Below are 16,773 nucleotides of genomic sequence, written 5' to 3' on the forward strand. Positions count from 1 at the left end.
GACGATGTTCTCGGAAATGCGCTTGATTTGGTAGGAGATTCCGTTGCCGGCAAGAGTGCGGAGCGCTGTATCAAGTTGTTAGCAGCATGGCTTTTGCGCCGTGCGGCTCCCTATAATCGTCGTTTTCCCGAACAAAATTAGCATTTCATGACTCTGGCGGACATGTTGACCGGTTAAAATTCCCGGTCTGATGTGGCGACCATCGCCAAGTGCTTCGAATTTTGACGCGGCGACCGCCTGGAGGCGTCCGCCGCGCATTACTACTGAGGGAGTCTCATGATTCTGGTTACGGGCGGCGCGGGCTTTATCGGTGCCAACTTTGTACTCGACTGGCTGCGTGATTCCGACGAGGCCGTGCTCAATGTCGACAAACTGACCTATGCCGGCAACCTCCGTACGCTGCAGTCACTGGACGGCAATCCGAAACATGTGTTCGCACGCGTCGACATCTGCGATCGTACCGCGCTCGACGCACTGTTCGCCGAGCACAAGCCGCGCGCCGTGCTGCACTTCGCCGCTGAGAGCCACGTCGACCGCTCGATCCACGGCCCGGCCGATTTCGTACAGACCAACGTCGTTGGCACGTTCACGCTGCTGGAAGCCGCCCGCCAATACTGGAACGGTCTGAACGACGCTGACAAGGCGGCGTTCCGCTTCCTGCACGTATCGACCGACGAAGTGTTCGGCTCGCTGTCCGCGACCGACCCGCAATTCTCCGAGACGACGCCGTATGCGCCGAACAGCCCGTATTCCGCGACCAAGGCCGGCTCGGATCATCTGGTGCGCGCTTACCACCACACGTACGGCCTGCCGACGCTGACGACGAACTGTTCGAACAACTACGGCCCGTACCAGTTCCCCGAGAAGCTGATCCCGCTGATGATCGCGAATGCGCTCGCCGGCAAGCCGCTGCCCGTGTACGGCGACGGCCAGAATGTGCGGGACTGGCTGTATGTCGGCGACCACTGCAGTGCGATCCGCGAGGTGCTGGCGCGCGGTGTGCCGGGCGAGACGTACAACGTCGGCGGCTGGAACGAGAAGAAGAACGTCGAGGTCGTGCATACGCTGTGCGACCTGCTCGACAAGGCACGCCCGAAGGCGGCCGGTTCGTATCGCGACCAGATCACTTACGTGACGGATCGCCCGGGCCACGATCGCCGTTACGCGATCGATGCACGCAAGCTCGAGCGCGAGCTTGGCTGGAAGCCGGCGGAAACGTTCGAGACGGGCCTCGCGAAGACCGTCGACTGGTATCTTGACAACCAGGTGTGGGCCGACGAAGTCGCGTCGGGCGAGTACCGCAAGTGGGTCGAGATCAACTACGCGAAACGCGCTTGAGGAGACCCTCGATGGCACGCAAAGGCATCATTCTCGCGGGCGGTTCGGGCACGCGACTGTACCCGATCACGCACGTCGTGTCGAAGCAGCTGCTGCCGGTGTACGACAAGCCGATGATCTACTATCCGCTGTCGACGCTGATGGTCGCCGGCATTCGCGATGTGCTGATCATCTCGACGCCGCAGGACACGCCGCGCTTCGAGTCGATGCTCGGCGACGGCAGCCAGTGGGGGATGAATATCCAGTACGCGGTGCAGCCGTCGCCCGATGGCCTGGCGCAGGCATTTATCATCGGCAAGGAATTCGTCGGCAACGATCCGTCGGCGCTGATCCTCGGCGACAACATCTTCTACGGCCACGATCTCGCGAAGCAGCTCGAGCGAGCAAACGAGCAAGAGGCGGGCGCAACGGTATTCGCGTATCACGTGCACGATCCCGAGCGCTATGGTGTTGTGGAATTTGACCGGGATTTCCGCGCGCTGTCTATCGAAGAAAAGCCGACCAAACCGCGCTCGAACTACGCGGTGACGGGCCTGTATTTCTACGACAACCGGGTGTGCGATATCGCCGCCGACATCAAGCCGTCCGATCGCGGCGAGCTAGAGATTACCGACGTGAACAAGCGCTATCTGGCAGACGGCGCACTCGACGTCGAGATCATGGGGCGAGGTTATGCGTGGCTCGATACCGGCACGCACGACTCGCTGATCGATGCAGCGCTGTTCATCGCGACGCTGCAAAAGCGGCAGGGGCTCGTCGTCGCTTGCCCGGAAGAGATTGCATTCCGCAGAAAGTGGATCGACGCCGATCAACTGTGTAAGCTCGCTGCGCCATTATCGAAAAACAGCTACGGGCGGTATCTCCAGAACATTCTTTCAGACCAAGTCGCATGGCCATCCAGGTAACGGCAACGGCATTGCCGGAAGTCAAGATTATCGAGCCGAAGGTGTTCGGCGACGCGCGCGGTTACTTCTACGAGAGTTTCAACGCGCGTGAGTTTGCCGAATTTGTCGCACCCGGTATCGCGTTCGTGCAGGACAATCATTCGCGCTCGGCGAAGGGCGTGCTACGCGGCCTGCATTATCAGGTTCAGCATGCGCAGGGCAAGCTGGTCCGCGTGGTCGAGGGCGACGTGTTTGATGTTGCGGTTGACTTGCGACGCAGCTCGCCGAATTTCGGCCGATGGATCGGCGTGAATCTGTCTGCCGATAATCACCGGCAACTCTGGATCCCCCCCGGGTTCGCGCACGGCTTCCTGGTGCTGTCCGAGTCGGCGCAATTTCTCTACAAGACGACCGACTACTGGTTTCCCGAGCATGAGCGCAGCATCGTCTGGGACGATCCGGACATCGGAATCGCATGGCCGATCGAGGGCGAGCTGGTGCTGGCGGCGAAGGATGCGGCGGGCAAGCGCCTTGTCGATGCCGACGTGTATGCGTGACACGATACTGAGAGGCGAATGATGGTTGCCGCAAACGGTAATCGCACGATTCTCGTCACGGGAGTCAACGGCCAAGTCGGGTTCGAGTTGCTGCGCACGTTGCAGGGGCTCGGGCGCGTGATCGCGATTGATCGTGCTGCACTCGATCTACGGCGTCCCGATGCGATCCGGACGCTCGTGCGCGAAGCGCGTCCGTCGATCATCGTCAACCCGGCCGCATATACTGCGGTCGACCAGGCGGAAACGGACTCTGTGACGGCGCGGCAGATCAATACTGAAGCGCCGGGCGTCCTGGCCGAAGAGGCGAAGCGTCTGGGTTCAGTGTTCGTTCATTACTCGACCGACTACGTGTTTGACGGTAACAAGGCCGGATCATATGTCGAGGGCGATGCGACCGGACCCCAGAGCGTCTACGGCACGACCAAGCTCGAAGGTGAGCAGGCGATCGCGGCCGCGGATTGCGCGCACTTCATTTTTCGCACGAGCTGGGTGTACGGGCGGCGAGGCAAGAACTTTCTGCTGACGATGCTGCGTCTTGCCGAGCAGCGGCCCGAGCTGCGTGTGGTTGCCGACCAGGTCGGCGCGCCCACCTGGTCGGCAACCGTTGCGACGTTGACCGCGCACGTATTGGCGCAGGGTGTCGGCGCATTGGGCGAGTTGCACGAATGGGCGGAGCTGCGAAGCGGTGTGTACCACCTGACGGCCACCGGCAGCACATCGTGGGCTGGATTCGCGGAAGCGATCTTCCAGCGTTCGGATCTGGCATCGGCGCCGCGTGTCGTGCCCATCCCGGCTGCCGAGTATCCATTGCCGGCGAAGCGTCCGGCGAACTCGCGACTGGATACTTCTAAGTTGACCGAGGTGTTCGGCATCACGCCACCGGACTGGCGTGATGCGCTCGATCTGTGTCTCGGTGGCGCATGTTGAGCGGTATCGGCCGCGACGAAGTCGGCGCAGTCGTCATTTTTTACAATCCAGACCGCGCATGCATCGAGCGCGCCAACCGAATCGCGAGTCTGTGTCGCTGCATCGTCGTCGACAACACGCCGGCGGACGCGCATTCGCCTGAGGTCGAGCGTGCGCTCGATGCGCGCATCGGCTATCTGGCGAATATGCGCAACGTCGGCATTGCGACTGCGCTGAATCAGGGGCTGGAGCGTCTGATGGCGGAGGGCCGCAAGTACGCTCTGCTGTTTGATCAGGATAGCGAGCCAACCGAAGAGCTGGTGCGCGAGCTGGTACGGGTGATGAGCGAATGTGTCGCGCGGCGCGAGGCGGTTGCCGTGGTCGGGCCGGCCTATGAAGATGCGCGGCTACGGGGCGTTGCGCCGTTCGTGCGATTCGGCTATTTCCGCCTGAAGCGAATCGCGCCGCTGGGCGATGTGCCAATCGACGTGGACTTCCTGATCACGTCCGGCTCGTGCGTGAATCTCGGATGCTGGAGCGACGTGGGGCGCATGGACGATTCGTTGTTCATCGATTTCGTCGACACCGAGTGGTGCATCCGCGCGCGCTCACGCGGTTACCGCGTAATCGGCATACCGTGGCTGAAAATGCAGCACGAATTGGGCGAAGAGCCGATTCGTGCATTGGGTCGCAGTTATCCGATGCACAGCCCGGTGCGTCACTACTATCTGTTTCGCAACGCCGTGGCGTTGTTGAAGCGGAGCTATGTCCCGTTGACGTGGAAGTCGACGGAGCTGATCAAGCTTCCCGTGCGGCTGGTCATCTACGCGTTGTATGCGCCGGACGCGCGCGCGCATCTGACGATGGCACTGCGTGGCATCCGGCACGGGTTGGCCGGCCGGATGGGGATGCTGTAACGAATTGTGAGAATGCCGAACGACGCGGGCGCGCGTCAATCGAATTGCCCGATGCGCGGCTCGTCGGCAAGTGCAAAGGCATGCTTCGATGCGTCGAGCGTTAGGTTGGGGTTGTAGGCAGGATCGTTGAGGAGTGCCGCACCCCAGCGTTGTTCCATGAAGAGGAGTTCTCGCCGGAAACGTTGCGCCTTCTCCGGCGAAAGATCTGAGCCACGCGTCGCGGATTCGTGGTGGTACAGCTCGGCGTGCGGCGTCCAGACATTGCGATAGCCGGCATTGCGCACGCGAATGCAGAAATCGACGTCATTGAAGGCGACAGCGAGCTCCTCATCGAGTCCTTGCACTTCATCGTAGATCGACCGGCGAATCAGCAGGCAGGCAGCGGTGACGACGGATAGATTCTGCGTGGACACGGCTCTGCCGAAGTAGCCGAATGCGCCGCGTGGCAGCCGGGCGTGGATATGCCCCGCCACGCCGCCGAGGCCCAGCATCACGCCGCCATGCTGGAGCGTGTCGTTCGGGTACCAGAGGCAAGCGCCGATGGCGCCGTTGCCGGGTTGTGCGGCGAGGGACACCATCTCCTCGAGCCAGTCGGGCGTGATGACCTCGATGTCGTTGTTGAGCAGGCAGACGTATTCGCCTTTCGACTGGCTGACCGCGGCGTTGTTGAGCGCCGAGAAGTTGAATGGACGGTCGTCGCGCAGCACGCGGACGTTCGGGCGCATATGCAGCGAATCGAAGTACGCGAGCGTTTCGGGCTTCACGCTGCCGTTGTCGACGATGACGATTTCGAAGTTCGGGTACGTGCTGCGGTCGAAGATGCTCTCGACGCATTGTCGAAGCAGTTCGACGCCGTCGCGCGTGGGAATCACGATCGAGACGAGCGGCGCCGGTACCGGTATTGAGTAGCGCACGCAAATAAGGCCGATGTCGCTGGCGGCTTGCGAGACGGTCGCCTCGACGCCGATGCGCTGCAAGTGTCCTTCAACGGCGCGAATGCCAGCGGTCAGCGCGTACGGCTTTTCCGCGCCGGAGGCCGCCGTACTGCCGGGAACGACGCGCCAGTGGTAGAGGATGTGAGGTATGTGGTGAACCGCATCGTGTCCGGCCTTCTCGATGCAGCGCATAGCCAGGTCGTGATCCTGGCTTCCTTCGAAGCCCTTCCGGAAACCACCGACCTCGCGAATGAGCGCCGTTTCGTAGACACCGAGATGGGAGAACAGGTTTTGTGTGAGGAACAGCTCCGGATTCCAGTCGCTCTTGAAATACGGGGCAATGCGCTGACCGTCCGGCGTCAACTTGTCTTCGTCACTGTAAAAGAGGCGAGCGCCAGGATGCTCGTTGATTGCCTTGACCACCATGTAGAGCGCGTGTTCCGGGAGGATGTCGTCGTGATCGAGCAGCGCAACGTACTCTCCGGATGCACAGGCTAGCGCACTGTTGCTGGCTTCGGCGATATGACCGTTCCGATCGCGCAGCACGACCTTGATGCGGGCGTCGCGCGATGCGTAATCGGCAAGCGTGGCGCGTACCGCCTCGATCGTGGACGCATCATCGGCGACGCAGAGCTCCCATTGCGGATAGATCTGCGCACGCACCGACTCGATCATCTCGCGCAGCAGCGCGACGTCGCTGTTGTAGGTTGGCACGACGATCGAGATCAGCGGACGGCGCGCAAATCCCGCGACGGCTGTCCGGAGAGCGATGCGTTTGCCTTCGTCGATGGTGTCGTATTGCGCGATCCAGCGGGCGTAGGTTTCGGGGCTGTCCTCGAACGTATCGCGCGCGAGAATCCGCGTGGCGCGACGGCGAACACCCTGGATGCCCTCTTTGCGCCAGATCGCGAAATAGTGGCGCAGTGCTGTGACGAGGCCCCCGCGCGCGCGCAGATGGGCAGCGACGGAGCGGGCCGAGTGTCGGGCGCGACGCGTGGCATCGACACTGGCGCGAAACGGTGCGGTGATGCGCCACGATGCCGACGCGTGAACGGCGGCGAGGTCTGCCGAGAGCTGTTCGATGATGGATTGCTTGTTCGCGCTCGATTGAGCGCGCGTTTCCGCGGCGGCGAGCTTTCGCTGCAGATCGGCAACGGTCGCTTCGAGCTCGGCGACGCGCGCATCGGCATGCTGGCCTCCCATGGTGACCGGGCCTGGGGATGCCGTCTCTCGGTCGGCGTTGGGCGAATCGCTGGGAGTTTGCATGATCGTGAGAATTCGACGGGTAGTACGGACTGCGACCGTGCAGACATGCGGTCACTGTATGAGGCGATCGATTATAGCGGAGGCATGTGCCTGCGCCGTGCCGGGCGGCGCGAGCGACAGGGAGCCGGACGTTGTCGGGAAACGAGAAAAAGCGAATGAATTCAGTGGTATATGTGGCGCGATGAGCGGCGCGGGATGGTACTTCGAGGTGGGGGCCATTACAATACGGCCTCGAAACCGGGAGGGCATGGGCGCCGCCCCGACATGGGGGCGGCAACCTGCGATGCAGTCTGCTTTCGTGGCGTGCGATGAGAAACGGTGATGCCGGTGATGCGACGGGATACACGCACGCCAGCGTGAGTGGATTGTAATTTTTTTGAGATTAAAGGGTCACACGAAACATGCAACAGTTATCTGCAGTACGAGGCGGCGAAAGCAGGGCGACGCTTGCGGTGCGAGACGTGGTGGACGGGATCAAGGCGTACCCGATCTGGACGACACTCGCGTGGCAGGATATTCGCCAGCGCTATCGGCGTTCGGTGCTGGGGCCGTTCTGGATCACGCTCACGATGGTTGTCACGATCGCCGGCATGGGGCCGCTCTACGGCGCGTTGCTCAACATCAAGACGGAAGAGTTCGTTCCTTATCTCGCGCTTGGCATCATCACGTGGGGGCTGATCTCGACGCTGATCCTCGACGCGTGCAATGCGTTCATCGGATCGGACAGCATCGTGCGTTCGGTACGGCTTCCGCTCTCGCTGCATATATTCCGCTCAGTCTACCGGAACGTGCTGTTCTTCGCGCACAACATCCTCGCGTTCGTGCCGGTGATGCTGTACGTGAAGATCGTGCCGACGCTGCAGTGGCTGATGGTCATTCCCGGCCTGCTGGTTATCGTGATCGCTGCCGTGCCGCTATCGATCCTGCTCGGCATTTTCTGCGCGCGCTTCCGCGACATGCAGCCCATCGTCGGCAGCGTTGTCCAGCTCGCGTTCTTTCTGACGCCGATTTTCTGGAAGCCCAGTGCGCTTGGTCATCGTGCATACGTTGCGCACTACAACCCGCTTTACATGTTTCTCGAACTCGTGCGCGGACCGTTGTACGGGACGATGCCGGACGCATCCGTTTACGTGGGCGCCGGCATCACGACGGTGATCCTGTTCGTGCTTGCGATTCCGCTGTTCATCCGTTTTCGTTCCCGTATCGCGTTCTGGATCTGAGTCATGGCATTTCTTAATCTCGACAATTGCAGCCTCAACTTGCCGGTGTATGGCGCAAGCAACCGCTCGCTGAAGCAAATGATGCTGTCGTCCGTGACCGGCGGACGGATTGCATCGGATAGTCACAAGTTGACGGTAGTGGAAGCATTGCGCGGTGTGTCTCTTGACATTCGTGCTGGTGACCGCGTTGGCCTGATCGGCCATAACGGTGCAGGCAAGACGACGCTATTGCGTCTGCTTGCGGGCATTTACGAGCCGACTTCGGGCGTATTCCGTAGCCAGGGGCGCGTCACCAGTCTGCTTGACCTGACGCTCGGGCTGGACTACGAGGCGACCGGGTACGAGAACATCGTGCTGCGCGGGCTGATTCTTGGTTCATCCAAAGCCGAAATGCAACGGCTCACGCCGCAGATTGCCGAATTCTCGGAACTGGGCGATTACCTCAACATGCCGGTGCGGACTTACTCAAGCGGTATGGTGCTGCGATTGGCGTTCGCGATCGTGACGAGCGTGCATGCCGATGTGCTGTTGATGGACGAGTGGCTCAGTGTAGGTGACGCCGATTTCGTGAAGAAGGCGGAGAAGCACATGATGGATTTCGTCGGCAAGGCGGACATTCTTGTACTTGCGTCGCACAACTGGAACATCATCGACGATCTTTGCAATGTGATCGTCGAGATGGAGGCCGGAGCCGTCAAGGAAGTACGGCGGGTTTGAGTTCACCGGCATGCATCCTGTGAGTCTGGTTCACGTCGCCATTGCATTTCAGCAACGCGATGTATGCGGCGCAACGTCGCGCGCGGTCGCTTGCGGTCGTTCTACTGCCAGTCGGGACGGCGTGGCAGGGTTCGCGCGATTTTCGGCAGTCGCGCGGAGACCCGCGCGCGCGGGGAGCACATGTCGCAGCTAAAGGTCTTCGTTACAAGTGAGCTGTTTCCATTTACGCATGGTGGAATCGGTCGCGTCATTGCCAATCTGCTCGACTTGCCGGAGTTGTCCGGCGCCGGCGATTGCCAAGACAAACCGGCGGTCGTCGTAGTCTTCACGGGCGAGTCGTTCGACGAGGTTCGATTCAACGCACGCTTTCCAGGTGTGCTGTTTGTTGATGCGACGCCGCGAACGTATGTCGAACGAGACAGCGATACCGGTTTTCGCTACGTTCATCCGGATCTTTACACGACTCACCCGATGCACGCCGTCTCCGTGAGGGCAATGCAAGCGCTCAGGCGGCTCGAACGCGAACATGGCCCGCTGGACTACATCGAGTTCCCGGACTGGGGCGCGGCCGCGTTCGCGACAGTGCAGGAAAAGCAACTGGGTCTTGCCTTTCAGCATGCAACGATCGCCGTGCGTCTGCACACGTCGGACAGCGTGCTGAACTCGATGGAGGCGCGCACCGTCGACCGGGCTGCGCTTTCCCTGCTGGACCTGGAGCGCAAGGCACTGGCTGATTGCGATCTGATCATCGGTCAGGTGTCGGGAACGGCGGCCGCCATGCAGCAGATCTTCGATTTCGACGATGCGGAATGGTTGCCACGATTACATATCGATGCGCCGCCCGTCGTGCTGGATCACGGCACGCCGGTGCAGGCTTCGATCATGGTGACGTGGGATACGCCGATTGTCTTCTCGTCGAAGATACAACGCATCAAACGTCCTGATGTTTTTGTGCGCGGATGCTGCGATTTTCTCCGGCTCAATCCGCGTTATTGCGGGCAGATTCGTCTGATCGCGATGGCGACGGATGTGGACTATCTGGCAGAAGTGCGCCGCCTTATCCCGGACGATTTGCTCGATCGATTCCACTTTGCGACCGATGCCGACGCGGCCGAACGTCATCGCATCATCAGCGAGTCGGTATGCGTGTTTCCGGGAACATTCGAGTCATTCTGTCTCGCGGCATATGAAGCGTCGTTGTCCGGCGCGTTGTGCGTACTGGCGGACTTGAATCCAGCATTCGGGAATGATTCGCCGTGGCAGGACGGCATCAACTGCGCGAAGTTCGACGGATCGCCAGCCGGCTTGGCTCGCGCGTTGTCCATGGTGTTTGCCGCGCCGCGAGCGCTGTACCCTGTTGTCGTTCCAGCGGGGCCGAGACCCTGGACATTGGCGAAGCGCACCCGCCTGTCCGAGCGGGTATCGGGCGCTGCCCTCGTCAGCGTTCTGATTCCGCACCATAACCTTGGCGGCTACGTCGAAGAGACAGTCGATAGCGTGCTCGGCTCGACGTATCCGAATATCGAGCTGATTGTCGTTGACGATGCGTCGACCGATCCCGAAAGCCGTGACACGCTCTTGCGGTTGCAAGCCAGAAACGACGATCGGGTAAGGGTTGTCTGGTCGCCGCAAAATCGCGGACTGGCCGCCACGCGGAATCTGGCGCTTTCACACGCACGCGGGGAGTTTGTGTTGACGCTTGATGCTGATGACTTGATTGACAGGCAGTTTGTGTCGATCGGCGTGGATGCCCTGACGCTTAATCCCGGCGTGTCATTCGTCGTGCCGCAAACGGCCTATTTCGACGATCGGCACGACGCGGACCCGGCGGCGGACGTGTGGACCCAATGCATCACCTTCGTGGGCGAGGCGAGATCGTCCGGATTTTGCCAGAACCGCTTCTCGACGGCGACCGTGATGGGCCGCGCCGAAGCGCTGCGGTCGCTAGGATATGACGAATCACTGAGCGCCTACGAAGATTGGGATTTGTACATGCGGGCAGTGATGGCGCGCCGTCGTTTCGTTGTCACGAACGCTGTTCATTTTTATTACCGTCGGCGTGCACAGTCGATGATACATTCCGACGCAGCGATACGCCGGATCGGAATGTATTACCACGACATTCTGCGCAAGAAACGCGTCACATTTGGAAGCATGGCGCTGCCGATGTATGTACTTGAAGGGATTAGCGGCACGGTGCACGGAGAGTCCGTCGAAGCAATGCGCGCGAAGCTCGCGGCGTACGAAGGAAGCTCTGCCGTGGCGGCAACGCTGGCGTTGCAGGCTCGTCTGAATCGGCTTCCGCGCTGGATGCGAGCAGGGTTGAAACGGGTGGCGTACTGGATGATGCCTTCCAGAAGAGCAAGGCGTGAGCAGATCATTGGCGTACGCGCCGACAGGTAGGTGAGGTCATCAATGGAAAAGGCAAATCAGAACTATTGGCTGCATCAGTCAGGCGCGGATTACGAGCGTCAGCAGAACTGGCGCGCGGAGCAAGGGCGCGCCGCGTACCGAGCGCAGGAGGCCTGGCTAACCGAGCACCTGCGCGATCGTAGCGAACAACTCGGTCGACCGGTGCGTGTGCTCGACTTCGGCTGCGGTTTCGGGCGCATGACACGCGTTCTTTCGGCGCACCCGTTCGTCGACTACCATGGCTACGATTTTTCTGAAACGATGATCCGGCAGTTGCTCGACGAGCCGCCAGCGACGTTGACGGATGCAGGCAGTCGCATCCGTGTGGGGCCAAGCGTGACCGAAGCGTTTGCAGGAACCACGTTCGACGTCGTCTTCACGGTGTCGGTGTTGATTCACAACACGCGTGAGGATGCCGCCCGTCTGCTCGTGGAGATGAAGGGCCTGCTGCAAGTAGAAGGTTACCTGTTGCTGATCGAGAATCAACTCGTGCCGTTTGATCTTCGCGAGAACAATTGGCATGGCGGCTGCTGGGTGCATGATTACGTCGGTGATCTGGCCGCCGACAGCAACGTTCACGTTTTTCACGACGTCATTCCAAGTCACGACGCTTACAAGATCGAGCCAGCTGGCACGAATGGCCGGCTGGTTTCGATCGAGAAATCTGATGGCCAAGCTCGGCCTCTCGACGAGTGCGAGCGAATGAGAACGAGCCTGCCCAGACTGAAGATCGCTCTTCAAGGGCTTGCAGCCGAGTTGGAGCAGAGCGATGTTGCGGCGCTCGAGGGGCAACTTCACGATTTTGCCGAAACGGCCGAAAACCAGCAGCGGCTCATCGACAGGCAGGAACGCGCATTGGAACGCCAGCAGATCGAGATCGAACGATTGCGCAAGGAGTGCGCCGATCTGCGAGAAGTGCAGGACCTGCGCAAACGTCTGCATCGTGTCATAACCGATGCACATCGCGAAATCGCGCCGATTCATGTGGTGCCGGTTGCGACGAGCGACGACCCGCAGAACAATTTCGCGAACGCATTCCCCGACGTGCAGGTTGCGGAATGGCAGGCACCGCGCGATACGATATACGCAAACGCGGACACGCGATTTGACCGTGTATGCCATATCTTCCATAGCGACTGGATGGGTATCCGTTCGGCTGTCGGTGCGCTACCCGGTTACAAGCTTGCGATTCCGTCATCGACGGGGATCCCGGTGCACGAGATCGAAGTGATCATGCAACGACTGCACGATCACGCGATCGAGAAGATCGTCCTGCACGGCATTTCCGATTCCATGTACGCATTGACGCGCGCGCTCGCAGACAACGGATTCGGCGAGCAGTACCTCGTCTGGCACGGCACGACGACGCAATGGGTGTGGGAGGACGAGCGGCGTTACGCACAGATGGCGATTCGCATGGCGCGCGAAGGTCGCGTCAAGCGCTTCAGCGCGATTCGGCGCGGCCTTGGACCGATCGTCGGTGAGCGCAATTTCGCGCCGCAATTGGTCAACATGCCGCCCAGGGTTGACAACGGACTGGTGAAGCGGCGGCCGCCGCGTTCCGGGCGCTACAGCGCGCTCGCGCCGTCGTGGAATGATTTGCGGAAGAACCTGGCAACGAACGTGCTCGCTGCGCAAACCGTGAACTCGGTAGAGTCGATCTATGTGGTTGCCAAGGACTTTGAATTGCCGAAGTGGATCTCCACGAAAGTGAAGAAGGTGGGGTATCGCGATCACGCGAGCATGCTCGAACTGATGGCGACGATGGATATCGTATTGAACGTGACGACAATCGATTGCCATCCGATGGTCGACCTCGAGGCCATGTCGATGGGCACGCCCTGTATCCGTGGGCCGCTGTTTCTCGATGGTCTTGAAAACCATCCGTACGTGCGTCTCACTGCCGTCGACAATCCGATGAGTGTCGAAGATGTCGCGCACTGTATCGGGCAGGTCCTCGACGCGAGCGAAAGCGAGCTCATCGGCATGATGGATGACTACAAGCGCCAGCTTCACGAGCTGTCGGCGCAACGCTATGCCGAATTCCTGGCAATTTGAGGACGAGGGACCAATGAGAGTTTTCGTAACCACCGAGCTGTTCCCGTTTACGCACGGGGGCATTGGTCGCGCCATCGCCAACATGTTGTCGTCGCTCGATCCCGCTCAGGTGGCGCGCACGGCCATTGTTTGGGTCGGTGACGATCTCGATTCGAATCGATTTGCGTCGGTATATCCGCAGATCAGGCTCGTCGTTGCATCGAAACAAAACTATGAGCTTGTCGATGCGAGCGGCGTTTGCTATCCGCCGGAATGGGCGTTCACGGACACCGAATGGCATTGGCGGTCGGTGTGTGCTCTCCAGGGGCTGCGCAAGCTCGCAAGTGAAGTCGGTACGCTGGACTACATTGAATTTCCCGACTGGGGTGGACTCGGTTTCGCGACGACGCAGGAACGGCTACTGGGCCGCGAATTCGACGACAGTGTCATCGCGGTCCGTTTGCACACGGTGGACAGCCTGCTTGCCGACGTCGATAGCCGGCTGGTCGACAAGCATGCGCTTGCGACCTACGATCTCGAGCGCAAGGCGCTGGCTGATTGTGATCACGTCATCGCTCAGATTCCGGAAGTCGGACACGCAATCAAGGCCTTCTTCGGCTTTTCCGACGAAGAATGGCTGCCTCGCATGCATGTCCACGCGCCCCCCGTGATGCTCGATTTTGGTGGTGTTGCGGAAGAGTCGATCAAGCCTTCCGCAGATACGCCGATCGTGTTCCCGTCGAAGATCCAGCATCTGAAGCGGCCGGATCTCTTTCTCCGCGGTGCGTGCGGATTCTTGCATGCCCATCCCGAATATCGCGGAAACATCGTATTTGCAGCACATTCGTCGCCGGATGCCATGGCGCGGCTGCAGCGGATGGTTCCGCCGGATCTGAAGGGGCGCTTTGTCTTTCTCGAAAATGCCAGTCCGGTCGAGCGCGCACATCTGCTGTCCCGGTCGATCAGCGTGACGGCTTCGCAGTTCGAGTCATTCTGTCTGTCCGCGTACGAGGCTTCGCTCGCCGGAGCCATTTGCGTGCTGAATGGCAGCAATCCCGCATTCGGTGATAGTTCGCCATGGCGTGATGGCATCAATTGTTGCAAGTTTGACGGTACCGCCGAAGGACTTGCCGCCGCCCTTGCCGTTGCCTATGCGGGTGGCGTACGGGAAGTCGTGAAAACACCCTCTGATCCGTCGCCGTGGGACGTACTGCAGGCACGGCCTGCTCCGAAGCCGGTCGCGAATCGCCCGCTCGTATCGGTAGTCGTACCGCATTTCAATCTGGGCGAGTATCTTCCGCGCACGCTTGATTCGATCCTGGCGTCGACATACGAGAACGTCGAAATCGTTGTCGTTGATGACTGTTCGACTGACGCGCTGAGCTGCCTCACGATTGAACGCATTCAGACGTTGGGAGGCCGCATACGCATCGTTCGGAATCCGATGAATCTCGGGCTCGCGGCGACCCGAAATGTCGCGCTTCTGCACGTGCGCGGAGAGTTCGTCCTCACGCTCGACGCCGACGATCTCATCGGGCCGCAGTTTATCGAAATGGCGGTCAATGCATTGCAATACAATCCTGCATTCGATTTCGTCGTGCCGCAAACCGGATTCTTCCTGGATCGGGAGGAAGGGCAGATTGGCAGACAGGCCGCATTTGCCGATTACGCGGTGTTCTACGGCGAAGCGCGGGCGCTCGGCATGTATGAAAACCGCTTTTCGACCGCGACCTGCATGGCGCGTACGGCTGTTTTGCGCGAGTTGAAGTATCGCGAAGAACTCGAAGCGTATGAGGATTGGGATCTCTATACTCGGGCGCTCGCCGCCGGAAAGCGCTTCATTGCGACGACCGGCATACATTTCTTCTATCGGCGTCGTGCGAATTCGATGTTTCACACGCCGGAGCGTGTCGCGCGCCACCGGGTGCTGTACCACGCGCTGTTGACGGGCAAGGTGGTCGAGGCCGGAGAGGTGAAGCTCCCGCTGTATGTGCTGGAGGGAGGGCGGGACGCACACGTGGCGGCCGCCGCCCTGGAGGAACTTCATGCGTTGCGAGGTGAACTTGCCTTCTATCAGAACAGCAGGGCCATTTTTGCGACGCGGAAAATTGTGGGGTACATCCGGATCAAGGCGCCGTGGGCGATCAAACTGGCGCGGCTTGCGATGCAAACCGCATGGCGTGCGCGTAGACGGCTGCGTTCCTAGTAGCCGTCTTTGCCGAGCGTCCGGGTGAGAAGTCGGTCGTCGCGGAATACGGGGAGCGAGGCGCGGGGCTTGAGGGGGATGTTCGACGGCAAGATCATCGCGACGTACGCGCGACATGAGCGTATTTTCGGTCCGGAAGTTCAAATTCTGACCCGTCAACGTGGAGTTGCGCCATTGCCCCGCCCGCCCCCGCAGTTTTCCGGGCGAGGTCGTGTTCACACTATCGCAAACCTTCAATGATCAAGGCGAAGTTGATAAAGGCAATGAACATCACATCGAGCTTGTCAAAGCGCGAGAAGATGCGTCGAAAGCCTTTCAAGCGGCGGAACAGTCGTTCGACTTCGTTGCGACGCTTGTACATTTCGCGGTCGTACTCCCAAGGCTCAACACGTGTACGCAGCGGCGGCACGACGGGAATGAAGCCAAGGTCGAGCGCGAGTTGCCGGGTTTCGTTGCCCTCGTATGCTTTCTCCATCAGGAGGTACAGCGGCCGGTTCGGCGGCCCCAGACTTTCGAGAAGTGCACGCCCTTGCGGAGCATCGCCAGCTTGGCCGGGCGACAGAGCAAACGTTATGGCTGTTCGAGCATCCGCGGCAACCATATGAATCTTGGTTGTCCATCCTCCGCGAGATTTTCCGATGGCTCGTGGTCCGTTTTTTTTAATGCGCCGGTCCCATCAGGATGAACTTTGACGATTGTGCTATCCAGCGATACCGCTACGATCCGGACGCGGATAATCTACGCGCGCTGTAACTCCGTGAACACCCGGTCCAGCACACCGCTGCGGGACCAGCGGTTCATGCGCGTGTAGATCGTGTGCCAACGGCCGAAGCGCGAAGGCAAACCGCGCCACTTGCAGCCTTGTTCGGCTACGTAAAGGATCGCATTGAGCACTTGCAGGTTCGACAGACTCACATTGCCTCGTTGGCGCGGCAGGCAATGTTCGATCTGTTTGAATTGGGCTTCAGAGATTTCCATCTCCGAAGCATAACCTCAAACCAATAGTGTGAACGCGACCCAGGCTTTGAATTGTCGGCGTCCGCAGATTTCGATCCATGGCCGTGATGTTCCGATACAGGTTGCGTGCCCCGCCAATGCTACCGATCGTCATCTACAGGGCCAGGGCAATCGCATGAAGGGGCTTACCAGCCAAGGAGTTGAGCGCGATAGTTGTCGCTGGTGGCGGCCTTGAGCCGGCGGATTTTGAGGCCCGCCTTGGTTTGCGTGTCCTTGCGCAGCAGGTTCATTGTGATGCGGCGCAGAATTGCAAAGTTCTGCGCCGCATGTTCGACTCGCACCCTGCATTGATCCTCACCGAACGCTACGTCGAGCACCCAGTGCATCGAGTTCTCGATCCGCCAGTGCGAGCGCACGGCGC

The 16,773-nt window shown here is 60.3% G+C and carries 12 protein-coding genes and 1 pseudogene; 10 read left to right on the forward strand and 3 right to left on the reverse strand.

The window, feature by feature from the left end; translation table 11 throughout:
• The first annotated feature begins 276 nt into the window (after positions 1 to 276).
• Genes rfbB through ACV22V_RS15105 form a run of 5 tightly spaced genes read left to right on the forward strand, consistent with a single transcriptional unit; the run spans position 277 to position 4,602 of the window.
• Positions 277 to 1,338, forward strand: a complete 1,062-nt coding sequence (gene rfbB, locus ACV22V_RS15085) for a dTDP-glucose 4,6-dehydratase (protein WP_448014404.1) — start codon at positions 277 to 279, stop codon at positions 1,336 to 1,338.
• Between the two features lie 11 nt (positions 1,339 to 1,349).
• Positions 1,350 to 2,243 carry a glucose-1-phosphate thymidylyltransferase RfbA gene (rfbA, locus tag ACV22V_RS15090; protein ID WP_448014406.1) on the forward strand — a complete coding sequence of 298 codons (894 nt, stop codon included), beginning with the start codon at positions 1,350 to 1,352 and terminating at the stop codon, positions 2,241 to 2,243.
• On the forward strand, positions 2,228 to 2,779 hold the full coding sequence (gene rfbC, locus ACV22V_RS15095) for a dTDP-4-dehydrorhamnose 3,5-epimerase (protein WP_448014407.1): 552 nt from the start codon (positions 2,228 to 2,230) through the stop codon (positions 2,777 to 2,779). The genes rfbA and rfbC overlap by 16 nt, the downstream gene beginning before the upstream one ends.
• A 21-nt stretch (positions 2,780 to 2,800) precedes the next feature.
• Positions 2,801 to 3,706, forward strand: coding sequence for a dTDP-4-dehydrorhamnose reductase (gene rfbD / locus ACV22V_RS15100; RefSeq protein ID WP_448014429.1), 906 nt, complete (start codon positions 2,801 to 2,803; stop codon positions 3,704 to 3,706).
• Positions 3,700 to 4,602 (forward strand): glycosyltransferase family 2 protein, encoded by a 903-nt coding sequence (locus ACV22V_RS15105; protein WP_448014408.1) that lies wholly within the window; start codon positions 3,700 to 3,702, stop codon positions 4,600 to 4,602. The genes rfbD and ACV22V_RS15105 overlap by 7 nt, the downstream gene beginning before the upstream one ends.
• Positions 4,603 to 4,637: 35 nt before the next feature.
• Here ACV22V_RS15105 and ACV22V_RS15110 read toward each other — a convergent pair whose 3' ends face one another.
• A complete protein-coding gene (locus ACV22V_RS15110; protein ID WP_448014410.1) occupies positions 4,638 to 6,803 on the reverse strand; it encodes a glycosyltransferase in 2,166 nt (721 codons plus the stop codon).
• 464 nt (positions 6,804 to 7,267) lie between these two features.
• Here ACV22V_RS15110 and ACV22V_RS15115 point away from each other — a divergent pair, with 464 nt between their 5' ends.
• The 5 genes from ACV22V_RS15115 to ACV22V_RS15135 all read left to right on the forward strand — a co-directional run bounded on the left by ACV22V_RS15115 (position 7,268) and on the right by ACV22V_RS15135 (position 15,395).
• Positions 7,268 to 8,023 carry an ABC transporter permease gene (locus tag ACV22V_RS15115; RefSeq protein WP_448014411.1) on the forward strand — a complete coding sequence of 252 codons (756 nt, stop codon included), beginning with the start codon at positions 7,268 to 7,270 and terminating at the stop codon, positions 8,021 to 8,023.
• Positions 8,024 to 8,026: 3 nt separating this feature from the next.
• A complete protein-coding gene (locus tag ACV22V_RS15120) occupies positions 8,027 to 8,740 on the forward strand; it encodes an ABC transporter ATP-binding protein (protein ID WP_065494192.1) in 714 nt (237 codons plus the stop codon).
• Positions 8,741 to 8,920: 180 nt separating this feature from the next.
• Positions 8,921 to 11,143, forward strand: coding sequence for a glycosyltransferase (locus ACV22V_RS15125; RefSeq protein WP_448014413.1), 2,223 nt, complete (start codon positions 8,921 to 8,923; stop codon positions 11,141 to 11,143).
• Between the two features lie 12 nt (positions 11,144 to 11,155).
• The gene (locus ACV22V_RS15130) at positions 11,156 to 13,210 is read left to right on the forward strand and encodes a methyltransferase (RefSeq protein ID WP_448014415.1); all 2,055 of its coding nucleotides are present in this window, start codon (positions 11,156 to 11,158) and stop codon (positions 13,208 to 13,210) included.
• Positions 13,211 to 13,223: 13 nt separating this feature from the next.
• Positions 13,224 to 15,395, forward strand: a complete 2,172-nt coding sequence (locus ACV22V_RS15135; RefSeq protein ID WP_448014416.1) for a glycosyltransferase — start codon at positions 13,224 to 13,226, stop codon at positions 15,393 to 15,395.
• A 220-nt stretch (positions 15,396 to 15,615) separates the two neighbouring features.
• Here the strand turns inward: ACV22V_RS15135 and ACV22V_RS15140 are convergent.
• Both ACV22V_RS15140 and ACV22V_RS15145 read right to left on the reverse strand, forming a co-directional pair.
• Positions 15,616 to 16,373 (reverse strand): annotated as a pseudogene (locus ACV22V_RS15140) (IS5 family transposase).
• 164 nt (positions 16,374 to 16,537) lie between these two features.
• Positions 16,538 to 16,773, reverse strand: a 236-nt coding sequence (locus ACV22V_RS15145; protein WP_448014417.1) for an ISAs1 family transposase, incomplete at its 5' end; no start/stop codon positions are given.

The organism is Burkholderia sp. AW33-5 (genome assembly GCF_053427615.1).